Source organism: Plantactinospora sp. WMMB334 (genome assembly GCF_049179095.1).
GTDB lineage: Bacteria > Actinomycetota > Actinomycetes > Mycobacteriales > Micromonosporaceae > Plantactinospora.
In genome coordinates this window covers 6,275,287-6,299,686 of sequence record NZ_JBMHME010000002.1, presented here as the reverse complement: position 1 = coordinate 6,299,686, position 24,400 = coordinate 6,275,287, and the positions used below count along the sequence as shown (strand labels likewise).

Here is a 24,400-nt window from a genome sequence, read left to right as displayed (position 1 = left end):
ACGTGGCGGACGTCGATGGCACGTGAACAGCGGATCCGGGTCGAGGTCGGGGGCCGCGGCCTCGAGCTCTCCAACCTGGACAAGGTGCTCTATCCGGCCTCCGGCTTCACCAAGGGCGAGGTGATCGACTACTACACCCGGGTCTCCGGCGCGCTCCTGCCGCACCTGCGCGACCGCCCACTGACCCGGATCCGCTACCCGAACGGCGTCGACGGCGCCTCCTTCTTCGAGAAGAACGCCCCCGGCGGCACCCCGGACTGGGTACGCCTGGAGCGGCTCCCGTCGCCCGGCTCGTCCAGGGGCCGGGAGATGCTGGACTACGTCGTCTGCGACGACCTGCCGACGCTGGTGTGGTTGGCGAACCTGGCGGCGCTGGAGCTGCACACCCCACAGTGGAAGGTCGGTGCCGACCCGGACCTGATGGTGATGGACCTGGACCCGGGCGCCCCGGCCGGGCTCGCCGAGTGCTGCGAGGTCGCCCTGCTGCTCCGGGAGCGGCTCGCCGCCGACGGGGTCGACAGCTATCCGAAGACCTCCGGCCGCAAGGGCATGCAGTTGCTCTGCCCGATCTCGGGCCGGCAGTCCGCCGACACCGTGTCGGCGTACGCCCGGCGGGTCGCCGAGGAGCTGGCCCGCGAGGCGCCGAAGTCGATCACCGCCCAGATGGCGAAGCGGCTCCGCCCCGGCAAGGTCTTCATCGACTGGAGCCAGAACAACGCGGCGAAGACGACGGTGACGCCGTATTCGCTGCGGGCGCAGCCCACCCCCACCGCCTCCACCCCGCTGACCTGGGCCGAGGTCGAGGCGGCGGCCGAGGGCGAGTCGGGCGCCGTCCGCCAGTTGCCCGCCGCCGAGGTGCTGGACCGGATCGAGGAGTACGGCGACCTGCTGGTCGAGCTGCTCGACGGCGGCCCGGAGCTCCCGGTCCGGTGACCGGCGCCGGCTGCCGATCCGTGACCGGCGCCGCAGGCGTACCGCCGATGAGACCGGCGATGAGGCCGGCGATGGGACCGGCGGTGAAACCGATCTGAAGCAGCCGGCTGCCACCCTCGACGCCGTCGTGTCCGGGGACGTATGGGGAGAACGCGTGCCGTACTTCAAGGCGGAACCGGCGATCATCCGCGAGTTCGGTGCCGAGATCGCCGGGCTGGTCGATGATGCCGAGGCCGCACAGCGCTACACCGAGCGGTGGTTGGAGATCAGCGGCGACCGGGGGCCGCTCTACCAGACGGCCTTCGACGCCGTCGCCCGGATCAAGGGGACGTTGACGCTCTCGTACGCCCAGCTGGCGAACGTGCTGACCCTCTCCGCCCAGGAGGCCGACCGGGCTGCGGACTATTACCAGTCCACGGACGCCCGGTCGGCCGAGACGTTCGACCGCACGCACTGAGCGGGTGGGGAGGACGACGACGGCATGGCCGCACCCATCGACGATCTGGTCGAGCCGAAGGCAGCGGATCCGATCCCGGACAGTCTCGAGAACGTGCTCGGGCTGCCGCAGTACATCAGCCCGTCGTACTGGCTGGGCCGGGCAGCCGAGCTGGTCTGCGGCACCAACCCGTGGCAGTGGCTCGCCGGGGAGCTGACCGGCGACTGGCAGGCGCTGCAGACGGCCGGCGCGGCGGTGCAGAACCTGGCCGCGTTCAACGACGCCTGCGCGAGTGTCGTCAACTCCGCCGTCGCGACCGTCGGGTACGGCTGGGAGGGCAACGCCGCCGACACCGCCGACGAGTACTTCAGCGGGATATCGCAGGTGCTCAGGGGGCAGATCAGCGCCCTCGTCTCGCTCGGCTACCAACTGGAGACGACGGCGTTCAGCGTCTACGAGACGGCCGGCGCCCTCAAGGGCCTGCTGGAGGGACTGACCGACCTGCTGATCGCGATCGGCATCGAGATGGCGGCCACGGCCGCCTCGGCACCCACCGTCATCGGCCCGTTGCTCGGCGGCGCCAGCATTGCGTTCACCGCCGGGCAGGCGGCCGCGAAGTGGCAGCAGATCCTCAGCGTGCAGAACCACATCTGGAACATCGTGCAGGCGTACGCCGGGGTGGTCGCCGGGCTGCTCGGCGAGGTGGAGAACGCGAGCCTGCCGTACCTGCCCTCCCGGGAGTACGACCATCCGGCGGTGCGGCCGCCCAAGGAAACGCCCGTCTCCCACCACCGGGGCTGAAACGGAGTCGACGACACCATGACCCGAGCGGACGACACCCGAGGAAACGACGACGAATCGCTGCTGGACGACGAACCGCTGCTCGACGTCGCCGGTGGCGACCCGGCGCTCTCCCGGCACCTGCGCGAGTCGCTGAGGGTGCTCGGGGAGCGTACCGACGACCCGGACTTCCGCCGGCTGGTGGACGACGTGCTGGACGGCCGGCGCGGACTGCGCGAGGCGGCCACCTCCCCGGTCTTCGCCTCCGGGCTGGACACCGGGGTGGACCAGTTCATGCGGCGCTGGGCGGAGATCCCCGAGTCGGAGCGGGCCGAACAGGCCGCCCGGGGCGAGCGGGAGTTCGCCGAACTGCGCGAGCGGCTGGCGCGGGAGCGCCGGCACCGGGACCGGTGGCGACGCGACCACCCCGACGAGTGGTGAAGGCGAGCAATGCGGACTTGCGGACGGGAGATCGCCAGCAGGACCGCTGCCTCGGTCGGGCTCACCTTACGTCGTTGCCAACTCGGCCAGGACCCGATGAACGAACCCGGTGTCACGCATCAGCAGATCCAGCCTGGACAGGCATCGGTATCGTTGGCGCGACAGCGCATAGGCGGTATCCGGAGGTCAAACTCGACACCTGGCACCATATCTTGTGCGATCTCCGGCCCGGCGCGGTTGCTTCCATAGAACACCGCGTAGGCCAGCATTCGTGGCGCGTCTGGACAGACCTGGAGCGGCTTATGACGGACGCTGAGAGCTACCGGTCGAGGCGTCCATGTTGCGCAGGCGCCCAATTGACGCCAGCGCCGCACCGGGAAGCCGGGGCCCAGGTTGGTGCGGGTCAGCCGCTCGACTAGTACGAAGATGGGTCAACCCGCCGGTCGTCGCCGGGTGTTCTGATCCAGCTTGTCCTGTGTTGCTCCAGGGAGAGCAGGCGGCGCAGGCCGTGGTCAACCTTCGCAGCGAGTGCGGCCGCGATCCTGCCGTGACGATGCCCGAACGCTGCTGGATCGGCGAAACGAACGCGAGAGAGGTCGATGGTGCCGCCTCCGGCCAGATCACCAGGCAACGGCAGCAGGATCCCCGGAACGTCGCCGTCGGCGCGGTCGTGGACAAGGACGATCACCGGATAGACGCGGCTGTACGCGGTCGCGCTGACGACGAGCACACGGATGCGCCGGCTGCCGAGCGCATAGTCGTAGACGTCGCCGCGGGTCGGTCCGCTCGCCTGCGCTACCACTCGGCGTTGAACTCGGCGAAGGCAGCAGCATCGTCGCCAGTCAACGAAGCGTGCCACACAGCGGCTGCCGCGACAGCCCGGCGGTCCAGGTATTCGCGGATCGCCTCGGCGACGACAGCGGACTGGTTGCCGCCGCCGACCGCCGTGTTGAGCTCGGCGCCGAGGTCGTCGTCCAAGGTGATCGAGATGCTGACCGTCACGCCGTCGATACTATCAGCGGCACTTCTAGTCCTATCGGTGGCGACAATATCGGTCTCCCGGAGCGGCGGGGACGCATGGCTCAGCTCGTCCCGGGGTGGTCTGGCTCCGTCGCGAGGTCTTCGTGGCGGAGCCGCGCAATGCCGGCCAGGTCGACGACCTGGTCGCCACCTGCCGCGAGCGGCAGGCGAACACGATCCACCGGGAAAACCCCGTCGCGCTCTCCGCCAGCATGGACGCGCTGGCGCTGCCCGTGGTCCAGTCCCGAGACTTGATTCTGAGGATGCTCGATGATCACAAGTGAGCTATGCGTTGTGGAGGTGGAGTGGAGCCTCCACGGCCACCGCCGTGATCGTCGGTTCTGGCGAGAAACCGGACGGTCGCTGGGCGGTGGCCGTGCACGTCGAGGACCGGCAGGCCGACGTCAGCGGGCTGCGGAGAACGACGAACGGGCTCAGCCGTTCCGCCCGGCCTCCACGAGGAGTGGGTCGCTGTCCTTGGTCTTGAGCTTGGCGCTGTCGGCGAGCTTCAGCCAGACGACTCCGGCGATGATGACCGCCAGGAAGAATGCCTGGATCGGAGTCAGTGGCTGGTCGAACAGGTAGGCGCCGAAGATGGCCGAGCCCACCGAGCCGATGCCCGCCCAGACCGCGTAGCCGATGCCCACGTCGATCGTCTTGAGTGCGACGCTGAGGAAGAAGAGTGTGAGCAGGAAGAACACGACCGCCACGAGCGACCAGCCGAGCTCGGTGAAGGCCTGGCTGCCTCCGACGCTCAACGCGTAGCCGATCTCGAATCCCCCGGCGAGGAGGAGCATCACCCATGCGAAGCCGTTGTTCGTGTGGTTCTCACCTGTCGACGTCATGTCGTTGTCCTCTCGGGTCGAGTGTCAAAGGATGGTTCAGGCCGCACCGCTGATCCGCAGGCCGACGACGCCGCCGATGACGATGGCGATGCCCAGCAGCTTCCTCCAGCCCAGCCGCTGCCCGAACAGCAGCACTCCGAGAACGACGATCCCGACGCTGGCAATGGAGGTCCAGATGGCGTACCCGACGCCGACATCGAAGGTCAGCAGTGCGAGGCTGAGGAAGTAGGTGGCAATGCCGCCGCTGACAAGCGTGGCGGCGGTCCACCACGGCCGGGTGAATCCTTTCGCGTTTCCCGCGGCGATCGCCACGGTGATCTCGAAGACCACCGCAACCGCCAGATACAGCCAGTGCATGTTGAATCTCCTTTTCGCTCTTACGATCGAATTTGTCAGACCGGACGGTTGAGTCGCAGATATCGTTCGAACGGCTCCAACCCGTTGGTGACCGGAAGGGGTGTGACGAGGTCGACCATTCGCGCGCGGTCGATACCCAGGAGCCGGTAGCTGTCCCGGTAGTCGAAGCCCCAGGTGGCGACGGCGTCGCTACAGACGGCGACGTAGATTCGCTTGATGCGCTGTCTGATCGCGAAGCGGTAACAGATCCCACAAGGTTCACCGGTCGCCAGCAGCGACATGCCTGCCAGGTCGGTGCGGTCACGATCCCGGATGGTGGCGCGCATCGCGACGATCTCGGCGTGGGCTGTGGGATCTCCGGTCTCGCGAACCTGGTTGACGCCGTACTCGGAGACGTGTCCCGACTCGTCGATCACCACCCCGACGAACGGCAGACCACCGCTTTCGACGTGCCGGAGGGTGAACGCGACCGCGTCGCGCATGAGGCTCGTGAGTTGCTCGTTCGACCAACTCACGATGTGACTCCTGAGCGGACGATCTGGTCGACCGCGGCCTTCAACTGGCCGGCGTCAGCGACGCCGGAGATGAGATTGTTGCCGACGAGGAAACTCGGCACTGCCCGCACGCCGACCCTTTCGACCGCGTACCTGAGGTCCTCGGTGTGCCGGGCGCGCCGTTGCGGGCTCGCCAGTGCCGCTTCGACCTCCGGGCGCCCCAGACCCACCGAGGCGGCGACGTCGATGATCACGTCGTCGTCTGCGATGTCGCGGTCGTGCTGGAAGAACGCGGCGAACATCGCGTGCGAGTACCGCTCCGCCACCCCCTGCTCCTTGGCCAGTTGGAGGACCAGGAACGCCTTCTGCGTTCGGGGCTGCGGCGAGATCGTGGGCAGCGAGATCCGCACGCCCAGCCGGCGCGCCATCGGATAGACCGACCTGCTCCACACGGTCGGCAGGTAGTCGTCCTCGGGCCGGAGCGTCGGCACGGGGTCGGGCCGAAGCTCGAACGGCTGGAGTCTGATCTCGATGTCGCGCTCACGTGCCAGCTCTTCGATCGCTTCCTCCGCGAGGAGGCAGTACGGGCACACGTAGTCCACGTACACATCGACCTTTGTCGTCATCTTGACTCCCACTTCTGGTCACTGCATGTACATGCAGATGTGGCGGTACAGTGCGGCCTCCCCTGGCGACGCGGTTACTTACCGAGCAGCTCACCGACTGTCATGAAGGCTCTGCTGACCTGATGGCGGCCCACCGTGACCTGCTGGTCGGCAACGTCCTCTAGGACCTCGGCCACCTTCGCCTCGTAGGGCGTGCGAACCTCTCGCAGGAGTTCCATGCCCTTGTCCGCGATGACGGCGTACACACCCCGACCGTCGTCAGGGCATATGTCGCGGTAGCTCAGCGACTTGGCCTCCAGTCGGCTCAGAAGCCTGGTCACCGAACTCTGGTTCAAGCCGACCTGCTGCGCCAGGTCGTTGACCCGCAACTCCTTGTCCGGTGCCCGACTGAGCAGCAGGAGGGCGCGGTATTCGGTCAGGCCGATGCTGTATGCGTCCGCGAGCCACTTGCCGAGCCTCGTGTCCACGGCGGAAGCGAAGAGGGCGATCTGCGACCAGGACGCAGGGAGATCCCTGGCGTCCCGCTGACCTTCCCGGCCTTCGCCACCATGATCCATGTACATACAACTAACGTACCACAGGAGGTGCTGGCGTTCACCCGAACGAAAAGAGTCTTCCGTAACCCTTGATCCTTCCCCGCAGAGCGATTCCTTCCAGGCACGACCAGACAAGGACCTGATTGGCCGTCAGAGCGGTCACGCCGAGTTCGTGTTCGATCTGGTCGATGGCGCCGATCGCACGTTGGCCGTTACCGGCGATGAACACCGCCCGAGCCTTCGTGCGCGCCACCAGAGCCCGGACCGCCTCGGCGGTCGCCGCAGGCGTGATCGCCAACGGTCCGCCGGGCGGCCCACTCGGTGTCACCGAGACAACATCCACCCCCTGCTCGGTGAAGTAGGACCCACCCGCGCCGCAGAGATCGTCGTCGAACCAGGAGGGTGCCATCACGGCGATCCGGGTCAACTCGAGCGTCTGGATCGCGGTCACCGTGGCGGTGCCCGTGGTGACGAGCCGGATACCGTGGCTGGACCGGGCGAGCCTGGTGAGCAGGTCTCGCTCGCCAGCCGCGCCGATCTTGAACGACGAACTGGTGAACGCCAGGCCGATCGCGTCGAGAGGTGCGCTCGAGAGACTTTCAACCGTAGGATCGATCACATCCGGCTGGATGAACCGCAGGACCGGGTCGTGGGCGATCTTGTCATCGATATGCCCGCCGGGGTGCATCGGCGCGAAGTGGACGCGTGCACCGTGGACGGTCACCGGATGCCCGGCGAGGATGGCCTGAGCTTCGGCCTCCGGACCGACATCGGCATGAGGCGCGACGACACCAAGCTTGAACTCCGAGTCCCAGCCGTCGGGTTTCCACATCGGGAAGCATTCCTTTCTATTTCACGCGTGGGCCGCCGCCGAGAGCGACTGTGAGGTGGGTGTCCGTCCTGACGGCGTGACCATTCGAGGATGCATCTTCTGGATAGCCGCCAGGACTTCGCGCATGTCAGGGTTTGGGTAGCGGCGCTCCCCACCCATGAAGACCAGGCTGGTGTTTCCGCGGTATTGCTGCCTGACCGCATCCCCGTGCGGGTTGAAACGCAGCACTTCGATTCCGTACAGACTGCACAGGAGCGCATTGAAGACCGGTGCCGCCTTGCACCACCTTCCATTCAGGTAAATCTGCGCGTACCAGTGGAGGAATTCGTCTCCGCCGACCAGCTTCAGCATCGCCCTGTCGGCCACGTGGTTGGTGACGATATCGGAGCAGAGGACTGCGGGCACACCGAGTTTGCGACACCCGGCGACGAACAGCAGGCTCTTATGGAGGCAGAACCCCGACCCGTACGTCACCACCTCCGAGGCACGGAGCCCTTCGTGCAGTGGCACGTTGAAGACATTGTAGTCGATTCCGTCCCGCACGGCGTCGTGGAGGCGCTCGACAGCGCCGGCGATGCTGGGAGCCCGATAGCACCCCGCGTCTTCCACGAAGGAAGAAACGGCCGGATTGCCGTAGTCCAACACCTCGGTAGATTTCACAAGTGCCAGTCGGTCGAAATTCATGTCTTTATCCCCATCATAGTTGCGATCTTCGTACGCAGGACGTCGTTCGACCCGGAGTAGATCGTTCCCGGCACCGCGTCGAGGAGATCTGCGCAGTATGGTTCCGTGTCGAGATAGCCGTTACCGCCCCGGATCCGGATGCTGTTCAGCGCGCAGGCCAGGTGTGCCTCGCTGATGAACACCTTCGCTGCCGCGATTGGTATCGTCACGTCGCTGTATCCATCGATCTTGGCGGCAATGGATTCCAGTAACGTCCCACCCAGCTCGATTGCGATCTGCGCTTCGACCAAACGATCGGCAACCAGTTGATTGCCGCCGATAGGCGCGCCAAACTGCACGCGCTGGTTGGCATAGTCGACCGACTCCCGCACGGAGCGCTCCATCTCGCCGACGTTGGCCGCGAACGCCAGGAGGATCTCGCGCTTCATCACCTGATCGAGGATGAGCATGCCGGCTCCGGGGTGGCCGACGCGGTTGGCCTCGGGCACCTTGACCCCGTCAAGATGAACCTCCCCGATCGGGGCACTACGCAACCCTGCGGTCGGCATCGCCCCGGCAGCGCCGACACCCGGCCACCCCGTTTCCACGAGGAACGCCGACAGGCCCCCCTCGGGTCCGTCGCCCTCGGTCTTGGCGTAGACGACCAGGGTCGTGGCGATCGGGGCGTTCGTGATGAACCGCTTGCTTCCGGTGAGTACATAGTGGTCGCCCCGCCGGACGGCTGTTGTCGACATGTTCATCACGTCCGAGCCGGCCTCGGCTTCGGTGATCGCGTGACCGCCGATCGCGGCGCCGGATTGCGCTGCGGGCAGGTATCGTTCCCGCAGTTCGCGGCTGCCGAAGACCGTCAGACAGAAGACGGTGCTGGCCAGTTGGGTCACCGCCGAGAACGTGAGTCCCCGGTCTGGACTGACCCGGCCCAGTTCGCGGAACCGCGTGACCGCCTCGGCCATGCACTCGCCCGGCGCGGACCCGGGAAGGACCGCGAAGAGCCCGGTCTCGGCGACCTCGCGCCAAAGGTCCCGGCAGAACCCGCCCTCTCGCACCGAACGGTCTCGCCCGCCGAGCGTTTCAAGGATACGTTGCCAACGTTCTTCGATCATGGCTTTCCTCGTCCTCAGTAAGAACTGAACCCGGCATCGGAGAGGATATGCTTCTCGTCTCCACGGATCGGAGGGTTGAACACGCTGATCAGTTCGAGGTCCTCGTCGTCGGATGCCCGCAGGTAGTGTCGGTCGTGGTTGTTGAGGGCGTAGAGAACACCGGGCCTGAGTTCTACGACATTTCCTTCGGTATCCTCAACGGTGCCGGAGCCCTTGATGCAGTAGCAGGCTTCGAGGTTGCGCCGATACTCGAGCCTTGACTCGGTACCAGCTCGTACCAGGGTGTGTGCAAGGGCGAAGCCCATGTTGTCCTCTTCGACCAGGAGCCTGTGGCTGGTGCCATTCCCCCACTCCACGGAAGCGACTTCCTCCCTCGATCTGGCGAACAACTTCCTCTCCTTCCACAGTCACGCTTGTTTGGTCCGGTGAGTATCGATGAAATGGGCAATCCTTTGTGGCGTGCTCAGTTGTGCGGGGTCGATCGACATCGAGTTGACCGGGACCCGGTAGGTCCTCCCGCACCATTCGAGCAACTGCACGGTGCTCACGCTGGTGAGGATTCCCGTGGCGTTCAGATCCACGTCGTCGGGCAGACCCTGCGGTTCGGTGTCGGGAGCGAATCTTTCAGTGATGTATTTCTTGACGTCATCGAGCGTCGTCATAGTTCATGCCCTCTCAATCTCTGTCCTGATTTGTCGGAGATCTGGCTTCCCGTTCGCGTTGACGGGAAAGGGGCCTTCGAACGCGTACAAGCGGTTCGGCATGGCGTACGGCGGTAGCCGGCGGCTCAGGGCCAGGCGGAGTTCGATGCCGGAGACGCTCTTGGGACCGTTGTCCGGCCCGGTGTAGGCCAGACGGAGCTCCTCGCCGGAGTCTGACGGGCCGACCCATGCGCAGGCCGCTCCCACCACTCCGGTGGCGCATGCCGCCTGCTCGACCTCGTCCAGGTTCACCCGCTGGCCACGAAGTTTTACGGTGCGATCACTGCGACCGAGGTATCGGAGCTGACCGTCCACGAGCTCCACCCGGTCTCTCATCGGGTAGAGCTCCTGCCCGGCATCGGAGTCGCTCAGCGCTTCGATCCGGCCGTGATTCAAGTAGCCAGCGGCCATCCAGGGAGTACGCACGAACAGTTCTCCACGCACACCGTCGGCGCAGGCGGTCAGCGGCAGAACGCGACCGTCGTGGGCGAGGTGGACCTCGCAGCCGGCGATGGGAGCTCCCAACGGCACACTGTCCGCAGCCGCGAATGTCTCGGGCGATGCTGTGTACAGGAGGCAGTCGTTGACTTCGGTCGACCCGTACACGTTGTGGAAGCGTGCGTGCGGAAACAGGTCGACTGCGGCCTGGCGCGTCGCGGCTCCCGCGACTCCTCCGGTGAGGACGACATCGGTGACCGAGGAAAGCGGCTTTCCGTTCCCTGCTCTGACGAGCGCGTCGAGCGTCGACGGAACGGTCTGAACGAAGGTCACATCGTGGCTGTTCAGCAGGTTAGCCACGTACTCCGTCTCGGCGAGCCGTTGCGCATTGGCGGCCACGACCGTGCCCCCGGCCGCCAGAGCCGCCCAGGTGTCCAGGAGCGACACGTCGAAATTCCACGGACTCAGGCTTAGAGAGACCGTTCCGCTGTGGAACGAGAACTGCCGGACACCCCAGGCGATGAACCGTTCGATCCGAGAAATCGGAAGCGCGACCAACTTGGGCCGACCTGTCGATCCCGATGTCGGGAGCGCGAGAATTCCCTCGTCGCGCCCACCGGCTGTGGACCGGATGAGCCTGGTTTCCCCGATCTGGGCCCGCACCTCGCCGACATAATCGAGTCCGCAGGTCTCGGGAACGAGAGCTACCACATCTCCTTGCCCCAGTCTGTCCATGACGACCTCGAGCAGGGGGGCGCTCTTTGCCGCCCGAAGCACAAGCGGCCGCTGGTCAGAGTCTGGAATACCGGCCGCGGGCTCGTGCCCGCCAATGACGCGGTGCGCGGCACCTCTGATGATGCCTACTACGTGGCTAGTGCGTTCTGCGGCCAAGGCTGGTCCCGTCCCCCACCAAGTCACGGTCTGTTGTCTTAGCTGGGCATCACCTTCGATGGACGCACAGTAGCATCTGCATGCGCATACAACAACAGGACTGGGAGCGCTCTCGATCCGTCCGCTTTGAGGATGTTTTGTAATGTGCCACGGCACGTGAGGTGCCGCGCCGATTGCAGTTAGTGACGGGCGCGGGCTATGCGACACACCTGCGATCAGCTGTTATGCGCCAACGCCAAGACTGCGGATAGTAACCATCGTGCGATGCGGAGCCGGCACCGAGCTGGCCAGCACCTTTCGTGGAAAGGTGACATTTCTGACCCGATCCAGCCGGTTTTCGATCAGGTGACGATGACGTACACAATGCTCTGCTACTGCGTTAAGGGCCGGGCCACGGCCCGTCATTTCGCACTTCCCTGAGGCCACCTGTCAGTCCACGCTGGGCAGCGGCGGGCCGAGCACGTCGTCGGCGTCGACGATCGTGTACGCATAGCCCTGCTCGGCGAGGAAGCGCTGCCGGTGTGCCGCGTATTCGGTGTCGATGGTGTCCCGGGAGACGACCGTGTAGAAGTGCGCCTGCCGGCGGTCCGCCTTGGGCCGGAGCACCCGGCCGAGCCGCTGCGCCTCCTCCTGCCGGGAGCCGAAGGTGCCGGAGACCTGGATCGCCACCGCCGCCTCCGGCAGGTCGATGGAGAAGTTGCCGACCTTGGAGATCACCAGGGTGGAGATCTCGCCGGCCCGGAACGCGTCGAAGAGGCGCTCCCGCTCCCTGTTGGTGGTCGAGCCCTGCACGATCGGCACGCCCAGCGTCTCGCCCAGCTCGTGCAGTTGGTCGATGTAGGCACCGATCACCAGCACCTGGTCGTTCGCGTGCCGCTCGACCAGCGCCTTCACCACCGGCAGCTTGGTCCGGGCGGTCGCCGCCACCCGGTAGCGCTCCTCCGGCTCGGCGATCGCGTAGGTCATCCGCTCGGCGTCGGTGAGCGTGACGCGTACCTCGGTGCAGTCGGCGGGGGCGATCCAACCCTGCGCCTCGATGTCCTTCCACGGTGCGTCGTACCGCTTCGGGCCGATCAGCGAGAAGACGTCGCCCTCCCGGCCGTCCTCCCGGACCAGGGTGGCGGTCAGGCCGAGCCGGCGCCGGGCCTGGAGGTCGGCGGTGAACCGGAAGATCGGCGCCGGCAGCAGGTGCACCTCGTCGTAGATCACCAGGCCCCAGTCGCGGGCGCCGAAGAGGTCCAGGTGGGTGAAGGCGCCGCCGCGCCGCGAGGTCAGCACCTGGTACGTCGCGATGGTGACCGGGCGGATCTCCTTGCGCTCGCCGGAGTATTCCCCGATCTCCTCCTCGGTCAGCGAGGTGCGGGCGACCAGCTCCCGCTTCCACTGCCGGCCGGCGACGGTGTTGGTGACCAGGATCAGCGTGGTCGCCTTCGCCTCGGCCATCGCGGCGGCACCGACCAGGGTCTTGCCGGCGCCGCAGGGCAGCACCACCACCCCCGACCCGCCGGCCCAGAACTGCTGCACCGCCTCCCGCTGGTACGACCGCAGCTCCCAGCCCGGCTTCCCGTCGGTGCCGGCGGTGGCCAGCTCGATCGGGTGCGCCTCGCCGTCGACGTAGCCGGCCAGGTCCTCGGCCGGCCAGCCGAGCTTGAGCAGGGCCTGCTTGAGCCGGCCCCGCTCCGACGGGTGCACGACCATCGTGTCGTCGTCGACCTTCGCCCCGAGCATCCCGGCCAGCTTCTTGCTCTTGGCGACTTCGATCAGCACCATCCGGTCCACCGCCCGCAGCACCAGGCCGTGCGTGGGGTGCGCGACGAGTTGCAGCCGGCCGTAGCGGTCCATGGTCTCGGCGACGTCGACCAGCAGGGCGTGCGGCACCGGATAGCGGGAGAAGCGCAACAGCGCGTCGACCACGCCCTCGGCGTCGTGTCCGGCCGCGCGGGCGTTCCAGAGGCCCAGCGGCGTCAGCCGGTAGGTGTGCACGTGCTCCGGTGAGCGTTCCAGCTCGGCGAAGGGAGCGATCGCCATCCGGCAGGCCAGCGCGTCCGGATGGTCGACCTCCAGCAGCAGGGTCTTGTCCGACTGCACGATCAGTGGTCCGCCGCTCACACTCACGCCTTCCCGTCCGGGGGTCGGGCCGCCTCCGGGCCGACCCTCCAGTCTTGCACGATGGATAACGAACCGGAAAAATTCTTCACCTGATGCAACCGGAGCGGCGCTCCCATGCGTCTAGCTGACGACGGCTTCTGGGGAGGGGCAGAGCAGATGACACTGGCGCGTCTCGGCACCGGTCTGATCACTCTAGCGGCGGTCGCCCTGTTCGGCGCCGGTGCGTGCGCGTTTGATCCGCAGTCCGACGGGTCGGGAGCCGGCGGCCCCGCGCCGGTCGGGGCGGCGGAGGACGCAACGGGGGCGAGCGCGCCGCCCGCGCCGGATGAGGAGGCGGCCTCCGACGAGGCGGCCGAGCCGAGCCCGACCCCGCGCCGGAGCACGCCGACGACCAGGCCGCCGACGACCAGGCCGCCGACCCGTAAGCCGACGCCGAAGCCGACCACCAACTCACCGAAGCCGAAGCCGGCGGCCGGCTGCCCGCAGGGGGAGCGGCAGCGCGAGGTGGAGACCTACCTCGCCCAGTTGGGCGGGTTCGGCAAGGTCACCGTGGACGGCCGACAGTCGGCCGCCGACTGCGCCGCCATCAAGAAGTTCCAGCGCCGCTACGACATCCGGCCGCCGGAGGGGCGGGCCGGCCCACTCACCGCCGACGTCGCGCGGCGGCTGGCCCGCACCGACACCGGGCGGTGCAAGGCCGGCAGCGCCACGACCTTCTGCATCGACCTGACCCAGCAGACCGTCTGGGCGATGCGCGGCAGCACCGTGGTGATGCCGCCCACCGTCACCCGGACCGGCATGCCGGGCTACGCCACCCCGGCCGGCACCTACAAAATCAACTTCCGGAACACCAAGGAGTGGTCCGACCCGTACGAGGTCTGGCTCCCGTACTGGCAGCGCTTCGTCGGCGGGATCGGCTTCCACGAGACGACCACCTACCTGCACAACAAGTCGATCGGCTCGCACGGCTGCGTCAACCTGCTCCCGAGCGACGCCCGGCGGATGTGGCAGCTCGGCAAGGTCGGCACCCGCGTGCACGTGATGGGCCGCCGCCCGGGGACCTGACACGACCCCGGGTCGTCGGTCGGAGGACCTGACACGACTTCGGGTCGTCGTACCTGTCATATCCGTCGGCCGGATGCGAGTCTTGGAACCCGGAGCAGACGCCCGTGGAGGTTCGCATGACGGTCGACCGCGAGGTGAGGTCCGAGACAGACCCTCCGACCGGCCCGGATCCCGCCTCGGAGCCCGTCTCCCGGGCCACCTTGTTGGCCTACGCCGTGGTGGCGGCGCTGCTGGTCGGCTGGGTGCTCTTCGGGTGGCTGGTGCAGCGGCAGGGCATCGTCGACTCGCTCGGTGAGGGGCTCGGTGCCGCCTTCACCCTGCTGCTCATCGTCTCCGTCGTCGGCTCCATCCGCCGCCACCGCCGACACGAGTGAGGTGCAAGGAAGGGCCCCCGCTTATCGCTTTCTGTTGTAGAAGGGCCCCTTCCTAACACCCCGCGCCTCATCCGTCGAGGACGGCGGCGGTGATCCGGTGCAGGGCGAAGGTGTGCAGCGTCTCGGTGCGCTCGTCCTCGGCCCGCAGGTAACCGGCCCCGATCGAGACCGGGCGGACCAGCCGGGACGCGGTGGCGCCGTGCGCGTCGACGTACCCGACCCAGACCAGTGCCCGGTCCCGGACCGCCTGCTGGAGCACGGCGAGCGCCTGGGTGTGCGCGTGGGCGGTCGCCGCCGCCGGGCCGGCGCCACCCGGCCGGCCGGCGTCCCGGACCGTGCTCGGTGCCCGGCGGGCGGCCCGGGCCGCCGCGTCGCCCCGGCGGATCTGCTCCACGATCCCGAGCAGCCGGGGCGTGGTCAGCCTGGGGGTGGCGAGCGGATCGGTGACCCGGTTGGCGATCGAGCCCCTGGCCGGGGCCCGGCGCATCTTCGGCCGGGTCAGCACCGTCGCCCCGCTGGCATCCTCGGAGACCGGCGCATAGCCGGCGTCGCGCAGCGCGGTGAGCAGCCGCCCCACCAGGTGCGGCGTGACCAGCACGGTCGGGGCGAGCCGGCGCAGCGACATCGGGGCGAGCCGGCGGTCGGCGAGCACCTCGGCCAGCAGCGCCTCGTCGTCACTGCGCAGGTACGACCCGGCCGCGCCGGCCCGGAGGCCGCCGTGCTTGCGGGCCACGTCGTCGACGAGATAGGTCAGGCTCTGCGGGACCGGGGTACGGGACCGGCGCTTGAAGAGCGTGTGCAGGTCCTCGGCCGCGTACCCGGCGTCCAGTGCCCGCCGCACGCTCTCCCCGGTGACCCGGTGCACGCTGGCCCCGCCCGCCGACTCCTGCTCGGCCACGCTCGCCAGTTCGGCGGCGAGGGTCGGCTCGGGCGGTCCGGGCACCACCACGGTCAGATCGGCCTGCACCAGGAAGTGGTCGACGGGTGCCGGCAGCAGCGCGTCCAGCGCCCGCACCGTGGCGGAACCGCCGCCGGCCGCCCCGGCGGCGTCCGGCCGGACGCCGAGCGGGTCGTCGCCGGGCTCGCCGAGCCGGCCGTCCCCGCCGCTCCACTGCGCCAGCAGCAGCCGGCCGTAGGTGGTGAGCGCGCCGAGACCGGTGACGCCGAGCTGGGCCGCCTCGGCGAGCACCTCCCGCTGGCCGGTCTCCCGGCCGAGGCTGCGCCGGGGCGCCCGCCAGGCGAGCAGGTCGACCACCTCGTCCGGGCCGGGCGCCGTGCCCGGTTCGAGACCGGCGAGTACGTCGAGGGCGGCCCGCCGCACCGCCGGCATCCCGGCCCGCTCCGCCTCGGCGGAGAGGACGGTGATCGGCCGGTCCCGCTCGTCGCGCTGGCCGATCAGCCCCACCTGCCGGGTCATGGTGAGCCAGGCCCGGGCCAGGTGCTCCCAGCGGTGCGCCAGCGAGGCGTCCCGCCAGCCCTCGTAGCCGGCGGCCGGCAGCATCTGCTGGTCGGCACCGTTGCGGGTGGTGGCCGCGCCGGGCAGGTCGAGCTCGCCGGCCAGGCCCGCCGCGTACGCCACCTCCAGCAGCAGGGCGGCGGTCGACTCGTCCAGCCCGGTGGCCCTGGCCAACCGGCGCAGGTCGCGCACGCCGAGCCCGCCGGAGCGGAGTACCGGGGCGGGTTCGGCGGCGAGCTGGTCGAGGAGTGCCTCGGTGTGCCGTACCGCCTCCATCGCCTGCCCGGCCCCGGCCGAGTCGGCGGCCTTCGGCTCCCGGGTGGCGCCGGCCACCGCAGGCGGCTGCGGGCGCAGCGGACCGAGCGGTCCGGTGTCGCGGCGCAGCAGCAGGCCGACCTCCCGGGGCAGTTCCACGGCGGCCGGCGCGGCGGCTCCACCGGCGGTCTCGGGGACCGGCACCAGCAGGCGGTTCTCCACCAGCCAGGAGACGGGAGTCGCCGCGCTCTTCTCCTCCGGTGTGGCCGGGCGGCCCTCGGCGGGCGGGGCGGCGGCCGGCGCCGGCAGCGTGCCGACCGGGGGCCCGGCGGCGAGCCGGTCCAGGATCGCCCGGGCCGGTGGCGGGGCGGCCAGCAGGGTACGGCGCAGTCGGGCCGGGTCCGCGACCAGCGCGGCCGCCTCCGGGTCCAGCTCCGCCGCCGGCCGGCCCAGCCCCGCCGGGTACGGCGAGCAGACCTCGTCCACCGCCGGCACGACCCGCAGGGCGTCCACCGGCCCGTAGAGCAGGAAGAGCGCCCGGAGCCGGTCGACGGCGGCCCGGACCGCGGCCCGGTCCACCCGGCGGCCGGTCCCGGCGGCCAGGGTGAGGATCGCCTCCGCCGACGTCTCGGCACGACCTCCCGTCCCGGCATGATCTGTGTCACGGGTCAGCCGGGCCGCGTCCATGATCCGCAGGGTGAACTCGTCGAGCCCGTCCAGCGCCCGCGCCACCGACACCCGGGACTGGGCGCGGACCGCCAGGGCGGACAGATCGGTCGGTACCGGCACGACGAGATCGGGACGCAGCCGGAAGAGAGCGGCCAGCGCCTCGTCGGGCAGCGCCCGCAGATGGTCGGCGAGTGTGGTCATCGTCGTTCCACGCTATCCGGCCGGGCCCCGGTCGTGCGCGTCGGACGCCGACGCGACTGCCGGCCGTCGCACCCGCCGTGCGCGTCGGTCGTCGACGCGGGCGCCGGGCCGTCGCACCTGGCGTGCGATCATGGCGGCGTGGCTGCCCCCGCGGTCGGGTTCGACCTCGACATGACCCTGATCGACACCCGGCCGGGGATCGCCGCCGCCTACCGGGCGCTCACCGCCGTGACCGGGGTGTACGTCGACGCGGAACTCGTGGTGAGCCGGCTCGGCCCGCTGCTCCGCACCGAGCTGCGGAACTGGTTTCCGCCGGAGCGGTTGGACGAGGCGGTCGAGACCTACCGGTCGCTCTATCCCGAGTACGCGATCACGCGGTCCCGGCCGCTGCCCGGCGCGGCCGAGGCGTTGGCCGAGGTCCGGGCGCGCGGCCTGCGGGTGGTGGTGGTCACCGGGAAGTACGGCCCGCTGGCCCGGCTGCACCTGGACCACCTCGGTATGCCGGTCGACGACCTGGTCGGCGAGCTCTTCGCGGCGGAGAAGGCGACCGCGCTGACCACACACGGCGCGGAGGTCTACGTCGGTGACCACGTCGCCGACATGCAGGCGGCGCAGACCGCGGGCATACCCGGACTCGGCGTCACCACCGGGTCGCACGACGGGGACGAACTGCGCGCGGCCGGCGCCGACCTGGTCCTGGCGGACCTTACCGGATTCCCGCAGGCGCTTGCGCGGGTGATGCGGCTAGCCTTGTGAGGACAGCAATCTCATCAGGGGAGTCGAGGTTCAGGTGCCGACGGGTCGAGTGAAGTGGTACGACGCGGCCAAGGGATACGGATTCGTCACCAGTGACGAGGGTGGCGACGTGTTCCTGCCGAAGGGCGCGCTGCCGGCTGGTGTCACCGACCTGAAGGGCGGCCAGCGGGTCGAGTTCGGCGTCGTGGACAGCCGCCGGGGCGCGCAGGCGCTCGGGGTGAAGCTGCTGGACGCGCCACCGTCCATGGCGGAGCTTCGCCGCCGGCCGGCCGAGGAGCTGCACGGCCTGGTCGAAGACATGATCAAGGTGCTGGAGGCGAAGGTCCAGCCGGACCTGCGCCGGGGCCGGTTCCCCGACCGGAAGACCGCGCAGACCGTGGCTCAGCTCGTCCACGCGGTCGCCCGCGAACTGGAGATCTGAGGGGTCAGCCCGGCCGCCGCCGCCCGGCCGAGCAGGGCGTCGACCGCGGCCCGCCCCTCGTCGCCCAGCTCGGCGGTGAACTCGTTGACGTAGAGCGCGATGTGCCGGTCGACCACGTCGCGCTCCATCTCCTGCGCGTGCGCCAGCACGTACGCCTCGGTGCCGGCCGGGTCGGCCCAGGCCCGGCGTACCGAGTCGCGGATCCAGCCGGCCGCCTCGACCGGGTCGACGCCGCCCCGGCGGGCCAGGATGGCGCCGAGCGGGATCGGCAGGCCGGTCTCGCCCTCCCACCACTCGCCGAGGTCGACCAGGGCGGTCAGGCCGTGCCGGGGATAGGTGAACCGGGCCTCGTGGATGACCAGCCCGGCGTCGTACCGGCCGGCCGCCACCGCCGGCATGATCTCGTGGAACGGCACCACCTCGATCCGGGCCGGCGGCCGCCGCGCCGACCAGAGCCGGAACAGCAGGTACGCCGTGGTCCGGTCGCCGGGCACCGCCACGGTCGCCCCGGTCAGGTCGGCGTCGCCGGCCCGGCCCGGCCGGGTCAGCACCAGCGGCCCGCAGCCCCGGCCGAGCGCCCCGCCGCAGGGCAGCAGGTGGTAGTCGTCGAGCAGCCAGGGCAGTGCCGCGTAGCTCACCTTCACCAGGTCGTACGCCCCCCGCTGCGCGGCGGTGTTGGTGACGTCCACGTCGGCGTAGGTCACCTCCACCGGCGGGGCAGCGGGGACGAGCCCGTGCACCAGGGAGTGGAACACGAAGGTGTCGTTGGGGCAGGGCGAGATCGCCAGCGAGAGCGCCACGCCGCCCACCGTAACCCCGCCCACCCCGGCCGCCACCCGGCCGGGCACCTCCGGTCGGCCAGATCACGTCCGCCCCCGAGTGTCGCGGGTTGGGCATCGGGGCCGGCGGCTCAGAGCTTCTGAGCGACCAGCCTGAAGGCGGTGGTGAGGGCCGCGAAGGCGGCGCCGATCCGCCACGCCGAGCGGTCGCGCGGTCCGATCGGGTTGGAGATCGTACGCAGCTCGGCGAAGGGCAGGCCGGCGTCGGCGGCTGCGGTCGCCACTCCGTACCCCTCCATGGCCTCGGCCACCGCGTCCGGGTGCCGGGCCAGCAGGCCGGCGCTGGTCGCGGCCGTGCCGGTCACCGTGCTCAGGGTGAGGACGGCGCCGGTGACCGCCCGCGGCAGCCCGGCCCGCAACACGTCGAGCAGTGCCGGGTCGGCGGGACGGGCCGTGGCGCCGAAGCCCAACTCGTCGAGGGGAAGGAAGCCGTCCGGCGATTCGGCGCCGAGGTCGGCGGCGACGCTGCGGATGGCGATCACCGTGCCGCCCACCGGAACACGGTCCGGGAATCCGCCGCCGATACCGGCGCTGAGCACGCCCCGGTAGGGCCGACCGGTCGCCTCGGCGAGTGCGATCAGCCGGGCGGTGCCGGCGGCGGCCGCGGCCGGGCCCACCCCGACGGGGGCGACGGTCACCCCGTCGCCGACCAGGCCGGCGCGTACCGCCTCGGCCTCGGCCGGGACGGCGGTGACCACCAGCAGCGTCCCGCCCACTACGTCCCCCGCGATTCCCGGCGGGAGCCGTCGTCGCCCGGTCCCGGGCCGGGTACGGCGGACGACGGACGGTAGATGTGATAGCCGGGGGGCGCCAGTTCCGGGTCCGCCTCGACCTCCTCCACCGGTGCGTCCTCGGCAGCGGGCACATCGCCGGAGGGCCTACCGCCGGAGGCGGGTGCGGCGTCGCCGGAGGGTTCGGCACCACCCGGGGGAGCGCCGGCCGGCGCGGGGGAGGTCGGCGCCGTGACCTCGGCCGCCGCCCGGCCGGAGAGCCGCTCGCCCCGGAGCCGGCCGGCGGAGACGACCGCCCAGACCGTCCCGGCGGCGGCGAGAGCGGTGAGTATCCCGATCCCGATCCGCCCCTCCACCGGCACCAGCCCGAGCCCGCCGCCGGCCACGAAGGCGAGCATCAGCACCGTCTCGGAGTGCGCGAACGCGGTCGCCCGGAGGCGCTCCGGCACGCGCTCCTGGATCGAGGCGTCCACGGCGAGCTTGGCGACGCCGCTGATCACGGCGGTGACCAGACAGAGCAGCGCGACCAGCAGCAGCGAGAAGCGGAGCGTGGCCAGCACCGCGACCGCGGTGACCAGCACCAGGCCGGTGGCCTGGAGCACCACCGGGCGGTGGATCCGCAGCCGGGTGCCGAGGGCGGTGGCCAGGAACGTCCCGATGCCGAGCCCGGCCCCGATCACCCCGAGGGCGACCTCGGCGCCGTGCTGTCGGCCGAAGAGCTCGGTCTCCAGGTCGCCGGCCTTTATCGCGAAGGCGAGGAAGAGCAGCAGGAAGCCGTAGCCGCCGCGCAGCGCGGCGCTGCCGACCAGGGCGGCGACCACCAGCCGGCCGCCCGGACCGCTGCGGCTGAGCGCCCGCTCCCGCCCGTTGCGGCCCGGCCGCAGCGCCCGGAACGCTCTCGGCACGGTCTCCGGGGGATCCGAGTCGGCCCGGGGCGGCAGGCGGAGCGCGATCACCATGCCGACCAGGAAGATCACCGAGGCGACCCGGAGCGGCCACTGCGGGCCGAACCAGAACGCCGCCACCCCGATCGGCACGACCAGTCCACCGGCGATCGAGCCGTAGACGCTGGCCCGGGCGCCGGCCTGGGAGAGCCCGATCCCCTCCGGAAGCAACCGGGGGACCGCCGCCGACCGGGCCACCCCGTACGCGCGGGAGAGCGCCAGCACGCCGAAGGCGGCCGGATAGAGCCCGAAGCCGTGGATGTAGTCGGAGATCAGCCAGGCCAGGAAGGCCCGGCCGAGCATGGTGGCGGCGAGCGCGTACCGGCGGCCGTGCCGGAAGTGGTCGAGTAGCGGCCCCACCACCGGGGCGAGCAGCGCGAACGGCACCATGGTGACCAGCAGGTAGAGCGCGACCTTGCTCCGCGCCTCGCCGAGCGGGGCGTTGAAGAAGATCGTCCCGGCCAGGCCGATCGTGATCAGCGTGTCACCGGCGCAGGAGGCGGCGTGCAGGTCGAAGAGGCGCACCATCCCGACCTCGCCGCCGGCACCCTTCGTGCGTACCCGGGCGACCCGGCGCGTCGTCCAGCGGGCGCTGCCGAGCGAACCCCGGAAGAGCAGCCTGACGGCACGGAACGCCGTACCGACGACGCGTCCGGGTATCGATCGCCCAGAGCGGCTGAACAGCGGCATGAGGACCATCCTCGCCCATCTGGTCGGTGACCGTCGGATCTGTGCCGAGATATCTCTGCGGTGAAAAGTGCCGGGGAGTGCCGCCGACCCGCCGTCAAGGATAGGCAAGAATGGGTGGGTGACCAGGAGCAGCACCTCGCGCACGGCCCGCCTCGACCAGGTCTGCGCCACCGCCGTGGACGTGGCGCGGGCCGGGATCACCGAGGTCGACCCGGCGGAGGTCGGCGACCACCAGGGCGTCATCGCCGAGGCAGACCGGCTCGTGACGCACTTCTTCGAGTGCCGGCTCGCCGGCTACCGGGGGTGGCGCTGGGCCGTCACGGTGACCCGGGTGCCGCGCAGCCGGCACGTCACGGTCTGCGAGACCACCCTGCTGCCCGGCCCGGACGCGCTGTTGGCGCCGAGCTGGCTGCCGTGGCAGGAGCGGCTCCAGCCGGGTGATCTCGGCGTCGGCGACCTGCTGCACACTCCGGCCGACGACGAGCGGCTCGCCCCCGGCTATCTGCTCTCCGACGATCCCGCGGTGGAGGAGACGGCCTGGGAACTGGGGCTCGGACGCGCCCGGGTGATGTCCCGGGAGGGGCGCTCCGACACCGCCCAGCGGTGGTACGACGGCGACCACGGCCCGGCCGCCCCGATCGCGGTCGCCGCACCGCGCAGTGCCCGCTGCGGCACCTGCGGCTTCTATCTCCCGCTCGCCGGTGCGCTGCGCCAGTCCTTCGGGGTCTGCGGAAACTTCTACGCCCCGGACGACGGCCGGGCGGTCAGCGCCGACCACGGCTGCGGCGCGCACTCCGAGGCCCTGGTCGGGTCGGCCGAGGTGCCGGTCGACGAGCTGCCGACCATCTACGACGACAGCGAGGTCGAGGCGGTAGCGGTGGGTCGGGCGTCCGGCCCGGCCGAGGCCGGCGAACCGTCCGAGCCGTACGGGCAGGGCTGAGGTCGGAACCCGCTCACCTGCCGGCGCGGCGGCGACGGCGGTTGGCGTCGTGCCGGATCATCACGGCCAGCCCGGGAAACCCGACCACGACACCGGCGAGGCAGACCCAGAGCCAGTTCTCCCGGCCGGTGTCGGCGAGCCAGCCCCGGAAGAAGATCAGCAGCACCAGCCCGACGGCCGCCCAGACGGCGATCCCGGCCACGGCGAACGGCACCATCGGTGGATCGATCGGCTCGATCCGCGGTTCCTCGGGCACCGTTCCAGCGTACGGCCGTACTGGTAAGGGTTGGTAACGAGGCGGGCCTTTGCCGGTAACCGTTGATCTGGGACGATGCCCCGATCACACTCGTACACCCCCTGCGAGGACGCGATGAACAACGCCTTCGACCGGTATTTCGAGATCACGGCGCGCGGCTCGACACCCGGCCGGGAGGTGCGCGGTGGGCTCGCCACGTTCTTCACGATGGCCTACATCGTGGTGCTCAACCCGTTGATCCTGGGCAACGCGGTCGACGGGGACGGTGCGCGGCTGGCCATTCCGGCGCTGGCGGCGGCGACCGCCCTGGTCGCCGGGGTGATGACCATCCTGATGGGTGTGGTCGCCCGGTTCCCGCTGGCGCTGGCCGCCGGGCTCGGCGTCAACGCGCTGGTGGCGTACGAGATCGCCCCGCAGATGACCTGGGCAGACGCCATGGGCCTGGTGGTGATCGAGGGCGTGATCATCGCCGTCCTGGTGCTGACCGGGCTGCGTACCGCCGTGTTCCGGTCGGTGCCGACGCAGCTGAAGACCGCGATCGGGGTCGGCATCGGGCTCTTCCTGACCGTCATCGGGCTGGTCGACGCCGGCTTCGTCCGCCGGATCCCGGACGCCGCCGGCACCACCGTCCCGGTCGGGCTCGGCATCGGCGGCAAGCTGGTGACCTGGCCCGCGCTGGTCTTCGTCCTCGGGCTGCTGCTCACGCTGGTGCTGGTGGTACGCCGGGTCAGGGGCGCGATCCTGATCGGCATCCTCGCCTCGACCGTGCTGGCGATCGTGGTGGAGGCGATCGCCAAGGTCGGGCCGTCGTTCGTGGACGGGCGGCCCAACCCGTCCGGCTGGTCGTTGAACGTGCCGGCCCTGCCGGAGACCGTGGTGGACACCCCGGACCTCTCCCTGCTGGGCAACTTCGACCTGCTCGGCTCCTGGCAGCGGGCGGGCGTGCTGGTGGCACTCATGTTCGTCTTCACGCTGCTCATCACGGACTTCTTCGACACCATGGGCACGATGGTGGCGGTCGGGCAGGAGGGCGGGCTGCTGGACGAGCAGAAGATGCCGCCGCGTACCCGGGAGATCCTGCTGGTGGACTCGATCGCCGCCGCGGCCGGCGGTGCGGCGAGCACGTCGAGCAACACCTCGTACATCGAGAGTGCGGCCGGGGTCGCGGAGGGTGCCCGGACCGGGGTGGCCAACCTGGTCACCGGCGGGCTCTTCCTGCTGGCCATGTTCCTGGCCCCGCTGGTCGTGGTGGTGCCCTTCGAGGCGGCCTCGACCGCGCTGGTGGTGGTCGGCTTCCTGATGATGACCGCGGTCCGGACCATCGACTGGACCGACTACGAGATCGCCATCCCGGCGTTCCTCACCATCGTGCTGATGCCCTTCACCTACTCGATCTCGAACGGCATCGGCGCCGGGGTGATCAGCTACGTGCTGCTGAAGGTGGCCCGGGGTCGGGCCCGGGAGGTGCATCCGCTGCTCTACGCGGTGGCCGTGCTCTTCGTGCTCTATTTCCTGCGTGGCCCGCTCGAGACCCTGCTCTTCTAGGCTGTGGCACACTACGCGCCGGGTCCCGGTGA

Annotated in this window: 30 protein-coding genes; 11 read left to right on the top strand and 19 right to left on the bottom strand. The window is 70.2% G+C overall.

The genetic code is table 11. The features are described from left to right. Positions 1-15 precede the first annotated feature (15 nt). The 4 genes from ligD to ACN27G_RS27085 all read left to right on the top strand — a co-directional run bounded on the left by ligD (position 16) and on the right by ACN27G_RS27085 (position 2,590). The gene (gene ligD, locus ACN27G_RS27100; RefSeq protein WP_421495565.1) at positions 16-933 is read left to right on the top strand and encodes a non-homologous end-joining DNA ligase; all 918 of its coding nucleotides are present in this window, start codon (positions 16-18) and stop codon (positions 931-933) included. 154 nt (positions 934-1,087) lie between these two features. Then, positions 1,088-1,390, top strand: a complete 303-nt coding sequence (locus ACN27G_RS27095; RefSeq protein ID WP_421495564.1) for a type VII secretion target — start codon at positions 1,088-1,090, stop codon at positions 1,388-1,390. 24 nt (positions 1,391-1,414) lie between these two features. Further along, positions 1,415-2,170, top strand: a complete 756-nt coding sequence (locus ACN27G_RS27090; RefSeq protein WP_421495563.1) for a hypothetical protein — start codon at positions 1,415-1,417, stop codon at positions 2,168-2,170. Between the two features lie 18 nt (positions 2,171-2,188). After that, on the top strand, positions 2,189-2,590 hold the full coding sequence (locus tag ACN27G_RS27085; protein WP_421495562.1) for a hypothetical protein: 402 nt from the start codon (positions 2,189-2,191) through the stop codon (positions 2,588-2,590). A gap of 415 nt (positions 2,591-3,005) precedes the next feature. Here the strand turns inward: ACN27G_RS27085 and ACN27G_RS27080 are convergent, their stop codons facing one another. Together ACN27G_RS27080 and ACN27G_RS27075 are read right to left on the bottom strand one after the other, a co-directional pair. Continuing rightward, on the bottom strand, positions 3,006-3,392 hold the full coding sequence (locus ACN27G_RS27080) for a hypothetical protein (RefSeq protein WP_421495561.1): 387 nt from the start codon (positions 3,390-3,392) through the stop codon (positions 3,006-3,008). Then, entirely contained in the window at positions 3,386-3,592 is a 207-nt protein-coding gene (locus ACN27G_RS27075) for a ribbon-helix-helix domain-containing protein (RefSeq protein WP_421495560.1), read from the bottom strand. The genes ACN27G_RS27080 and ACN27G_RS27075 overlap by 7 nt, the downstream gene beginning before the upstream one ends. A 95-nt stretch (positions 3,593-3,687) precedes the next feature. Here ACN27G_RS27075 and ACN27G_RS27070 point away from each other — a divergent pair, with 95 nt between their 5' ends. Continuing rightward, a complete protein-coding gene (locus ACN27G_RS27070; protein ID WP_421495559.1) occupies positions 3,688-3,894 on the top strand; it encodes a hypothetical protein in 207 nt (68 codons plus the stop codon). A 150-nt stretch (positions 3,895-4,044) separates the two neighbouring features. On the opposite strand, the gene ACN27G_RS27065 is transcribed toward ACN27G_RS27070, so the two are convergent. From ACN27G_RS27065 to ACN27G_RS27010, 12 genes are all read right to left on the bottom strand, one after another. After that, positions 4,045-4,455, bottom strand: a complete 411-nt coding sequence (locus tag ACN27G_RS27065; RefSeq protein WP_421495558.1) for a DMT family transporter — start codon at positions 4,453-4,455, stop codon at positions 4,045-4,047. Between the two features lie 36 nt (positions 4,456-4,491). Continuing rightward, positions 4,492-4,812: a DMT family transporter gene (locus tag ACN27G_RS27060; RefSeq protein WP_421495557.1), complete on the bottom strand. Its 321-nt coding sequence runs from the start codon at positions 4,810-4,812 to the stop codon at positions 4,492-4,494. A 35-nt stretch (positions 4,813-4,847) separates the two neighbouring features. Further along, positions 4,848-5,327, bottom strand: coding sequence for a deaminase (locus ACN27G_RS27055; RefSeq protein ID WP_421495556.1), 480 nt, complete (start codon positions 5,325-5,327; stop codon positions 4,848-4,850). Further along, positions 5,324-5,932, bottom strand: a complete 609-nt coding sequence (locus ACN27G_RS27050) for a DsbA family oxidoreductase (RefSeq protein ID WP_421495555.1) — start codon at positions 5,930-5,932, stop codon at positions 5,324-5,326. Before ACN27G_RS27050 ends, ACN27G_RS27055 begins: the two co-directional genes overlap by 4 nt. Before the next feature lie 74 nt (positions 5,933-6,006). Further along, positions 6,007-6,495, bottom strand: a complete 489-nt coding sequence (locus ACN27G_RS27045; RefSeq protein WP_421495554.1) for a MarR family winged helix-turn-helix transcriptional regulator — start codon at positions 6,493-6,495, stop codon at positions 6,007-6,009. Between the two features lie 31 nt (positions 6,496-6,526). Continuing rightward, the gene (locus ACN27G_RS27040) at positions 6,527-7,300 is read right to left on the bottom strand and encodes a maleate cis-trans isomerase family protein (protein WP_421495553.1); all 774 of its coding nucleotides are present in this window, start codon (positions 7,298-7,300) and stop codon (positions 6,527-6,529) included. 21 nt (positions 7,301-7,321) lie between these two features. Beyond that, on the bottom strand, positions 7,322-7,984 hold the full coding sequence (locus ACN27G_RS27035) for a transglutaminase-like domain-containing protein (protein WP_421495552.1): 663 nt from the start codon (positions 7,982-7,984) through the stop codon (positions 7,322-7,324). Next, positions 7,981-9,087, bottom strand: a complete 1,107-nt coding sequence (locus ACN27G_RS27030; RefSeq protein WP_421495551.1) for an acyl-CoA dehydrogenase family protein — start codon at positions 9,085-9,087, stop codon at positions 7,981-7,983. The genes ACN27G_RS27035 and ACN27G_RS27030 overlap by 4 nt, the downstream gene beginning before the upstream one ends. Before the next feature lie 14 nt (positions 9,088-9,101). Beyond that, entirely contained in the window at positions 9,102-9,476 is a 375-nt protein-coding gene (locus ACN27G_RS27025; RefSeq protein ID WP_421495550.1) for an ectoine synthase, read from the bottom strand. A gap of 18 nt (positions 9,477-9,494) precedes the next feature. Continuing rightward, the gene (locus tag ACN27G_RS27020; RefSeq protein ID WP_421495549.1) at positions 9,495-9,749 is read right to left on the bottom strand and encodes a hypothetical protein; all 255 of its coding nucleotides are present in this window, start codon (positions 9,747-9,749) and stop codon (positions 9,495-9,497) included. Positions 9,750-9,752: 3 nt separating this feature from the next. Continuing rightward, positions 9,753-10,937 carry an AMP-binding protein gene (locus ACN27G_RS27015; RefSeq protein ID WP_421495548.1) on the bottom strand — a complete coding sequence of 395 codons (1,185 nt, stop codon included), beginning with the start codon at positions 10,935-10,937 and terminating at the stop codon, positions 9,753-9,755. 609 nt (positions 10,938-11,546) lie between these two features. Then, positions 11,547-13,226, bottom strand: a complete 1,680-nt coding sequence (locus tag ACN27G_RS27010) for a DNA repair helicase XPB (RefSeq protein WP_421495547.1) — start codon at positions 13,224-13,226, stop codon at positions 11,547-11,549. A gap of 156 nt (positions 13,227-13,382) precedes the next feature. Here ACN27G_RS27010 and ACN27G_RS27005 point away from each other — a divergent pair, with 156 nt between their 5' ends. Next, the gene (locus ACN27G_RS27005) at positions 13,383-14,291 is read left to right on the top strand and encodes a L,D-transpeptidase family protein (protein ID WP_421495546.1); all 909 of its coding nucleotides are present in this window, start codon (positions 13,383-13,385) and stop codon (positions 14,289-14,291) included. A 116-nt stretch (positions 14,292-14,407) separates the two neighbouring features. After that, the gene (locus ACN27G_RS27000; protein WP_421495545.1) at positions 14,408-14,665 is read left to right on the top strand and encodes a hypothetical protein; all 258 of its coding nucleotides are present in this window, start codon (positions 14,408-14,410) and stop codon (positions 14,663-14,665) included. 67 nt (positions 14,666-14,732) lie between these two features. Here ACN27G_RS27000 and ACN27G_RS26995 read toward each other — a convergent pair whose 3' ends face one another. Beyond that, positions 14,733-17,246, bottom strand: coding sequence for a helicase-associated domain-containing protein (locus ACN27G_RS26995; RefSeq protein WP_421495544.1), 2,514 nt, complete (start codon positions 17,244-17,246; stop codon positions 14,733-14,735). 138 nt (positions 17,247-17,384) lie between these two features. Here ACN27G_RS26995 and ACN27G_RS26990 point away from each other — a divergent pair, with 138 nt between their 5' ends. Beyond that, a complete protein-coding gene (locus tag ACN27G_RS26990) occupies positions 17,385-18,002 on the top strand; it encodes an HAD family hydrolase (RefSeq protein ID WP_421495543.1) in 618 nt (205 codons plus the stop codon). Positions 18,003-18,036: 34 nt separating this feature from the next. Then, a complete protein-coding gene (locus ACN27G_RS26985) occupies positions 18,037-18,423 on the top strand; it encodes a cold-shock protein (protein ID WP_101368382.1) in 387 nt (128 codons plus the stop codon). Here the strand turns inward: ACN27G_RS26985 and ACN27G_RS26980 are convergent. The 3 genes from ACN27G_RS26980 to ACN27G_RS26970 all read right to left on the bottom strand — a co-directional run bounded on the left by ACN27G_RS26980 (position 18,384) and on the right by ACN27G_RS26970 (position 21,627). Then, positions 18,384-19,223 (bottom strand): 1,4-dihydroxy-6-naphthoate synthase, encoded by an 840-nt coding sequence (locus tag ACN27G_RS26980; protein ID WP_421495542.1) that lies wholly within the window; start codon positions 19,221-19,223, stop codon positions 18,384-18,386. The two genes, ACN27G_RS26985 and ACN27G_RS26980, sit on opposite strands and share 40 nt — an antisense overlap. 110 nt (positions 19,224-19,333) lie before the next feature. Beyond that, complete coding sequence (locus ACN27G_RS26975; RefSeq protein ID WP_421495541.1) at positions 19,334-19,978, bottom strand: futalosine hydrolase; 645 nt, start codon at positions 19,976-19,978, stop codon at positions 19,334-19,336. After that, positions 19,978-21,627 carry an MFS transporter gene (locus tag ACN27G_RS26970; RefSeq protein WP_421495540.1) on the bottom strand — a complete coding sequence of 550 codons (1,650 nt, stop codon included), beginning with the start codon at positions 21,625-21,627 and terminating at the stop codon, positions 19,978-19,980. Before ACN27G_RS26970 ends, ACN27G_RS26975 begins: the two co-directional genes overlap by 1 nt. Positions 21,628-21,694: 67 nt before the next feature. Here ACN27G_RS26970 and ACN27G_RS26965 point away from each other — a divergent pair, with 67 nt between their 5' ends. After that, positions 21,695-22,567 (top strand): DUF3027 domain-containing protein, encoded by an 873-nt coding sequence (locus ACN27G_RS26965; RefSeq protein ID WP_421495539.1) that lies wholly within the window; start codon positions 21,695-21,697, stop codon positions 22,565-22,567. A 13-nt stretch (positions 22,568-22,580) separates the two neighbouring features. On the opposite strand, the gene ACN27G_RS26960 is transcribed toward ACN27G_RS26965, so the two are convergent. Then, positions 22,581-22,784 carry a DUF2530 domain-containing protein gene (locus ACN27G_RS26960; protein WP_421497472.1) on the bottom strand — a complete coding sequence of 68 codons (204 nt, stop codon included), beginning with the start codon at positions 22,782-22,784 and terminating at the stop codon, positions 22,581-22,583. 114 nt (positions 22,785-22,898) lie between these two features. Between ACN27G_RS26960 and ACN27G_RS26955 the strand changes: the two genes are divergently transcribed. Beyond that, a complete protein-coding gene (locus ACN27G_RS26955) occupies positions 22,899-24,368 on the top strand; it encodes an NCS2 family permease (RefSeq protein WP_421495538.1) in 1,470 nt (489 codons plus the stop codon). Positions 24,369-24,400 lie beyond the last annotated feature (32 nt).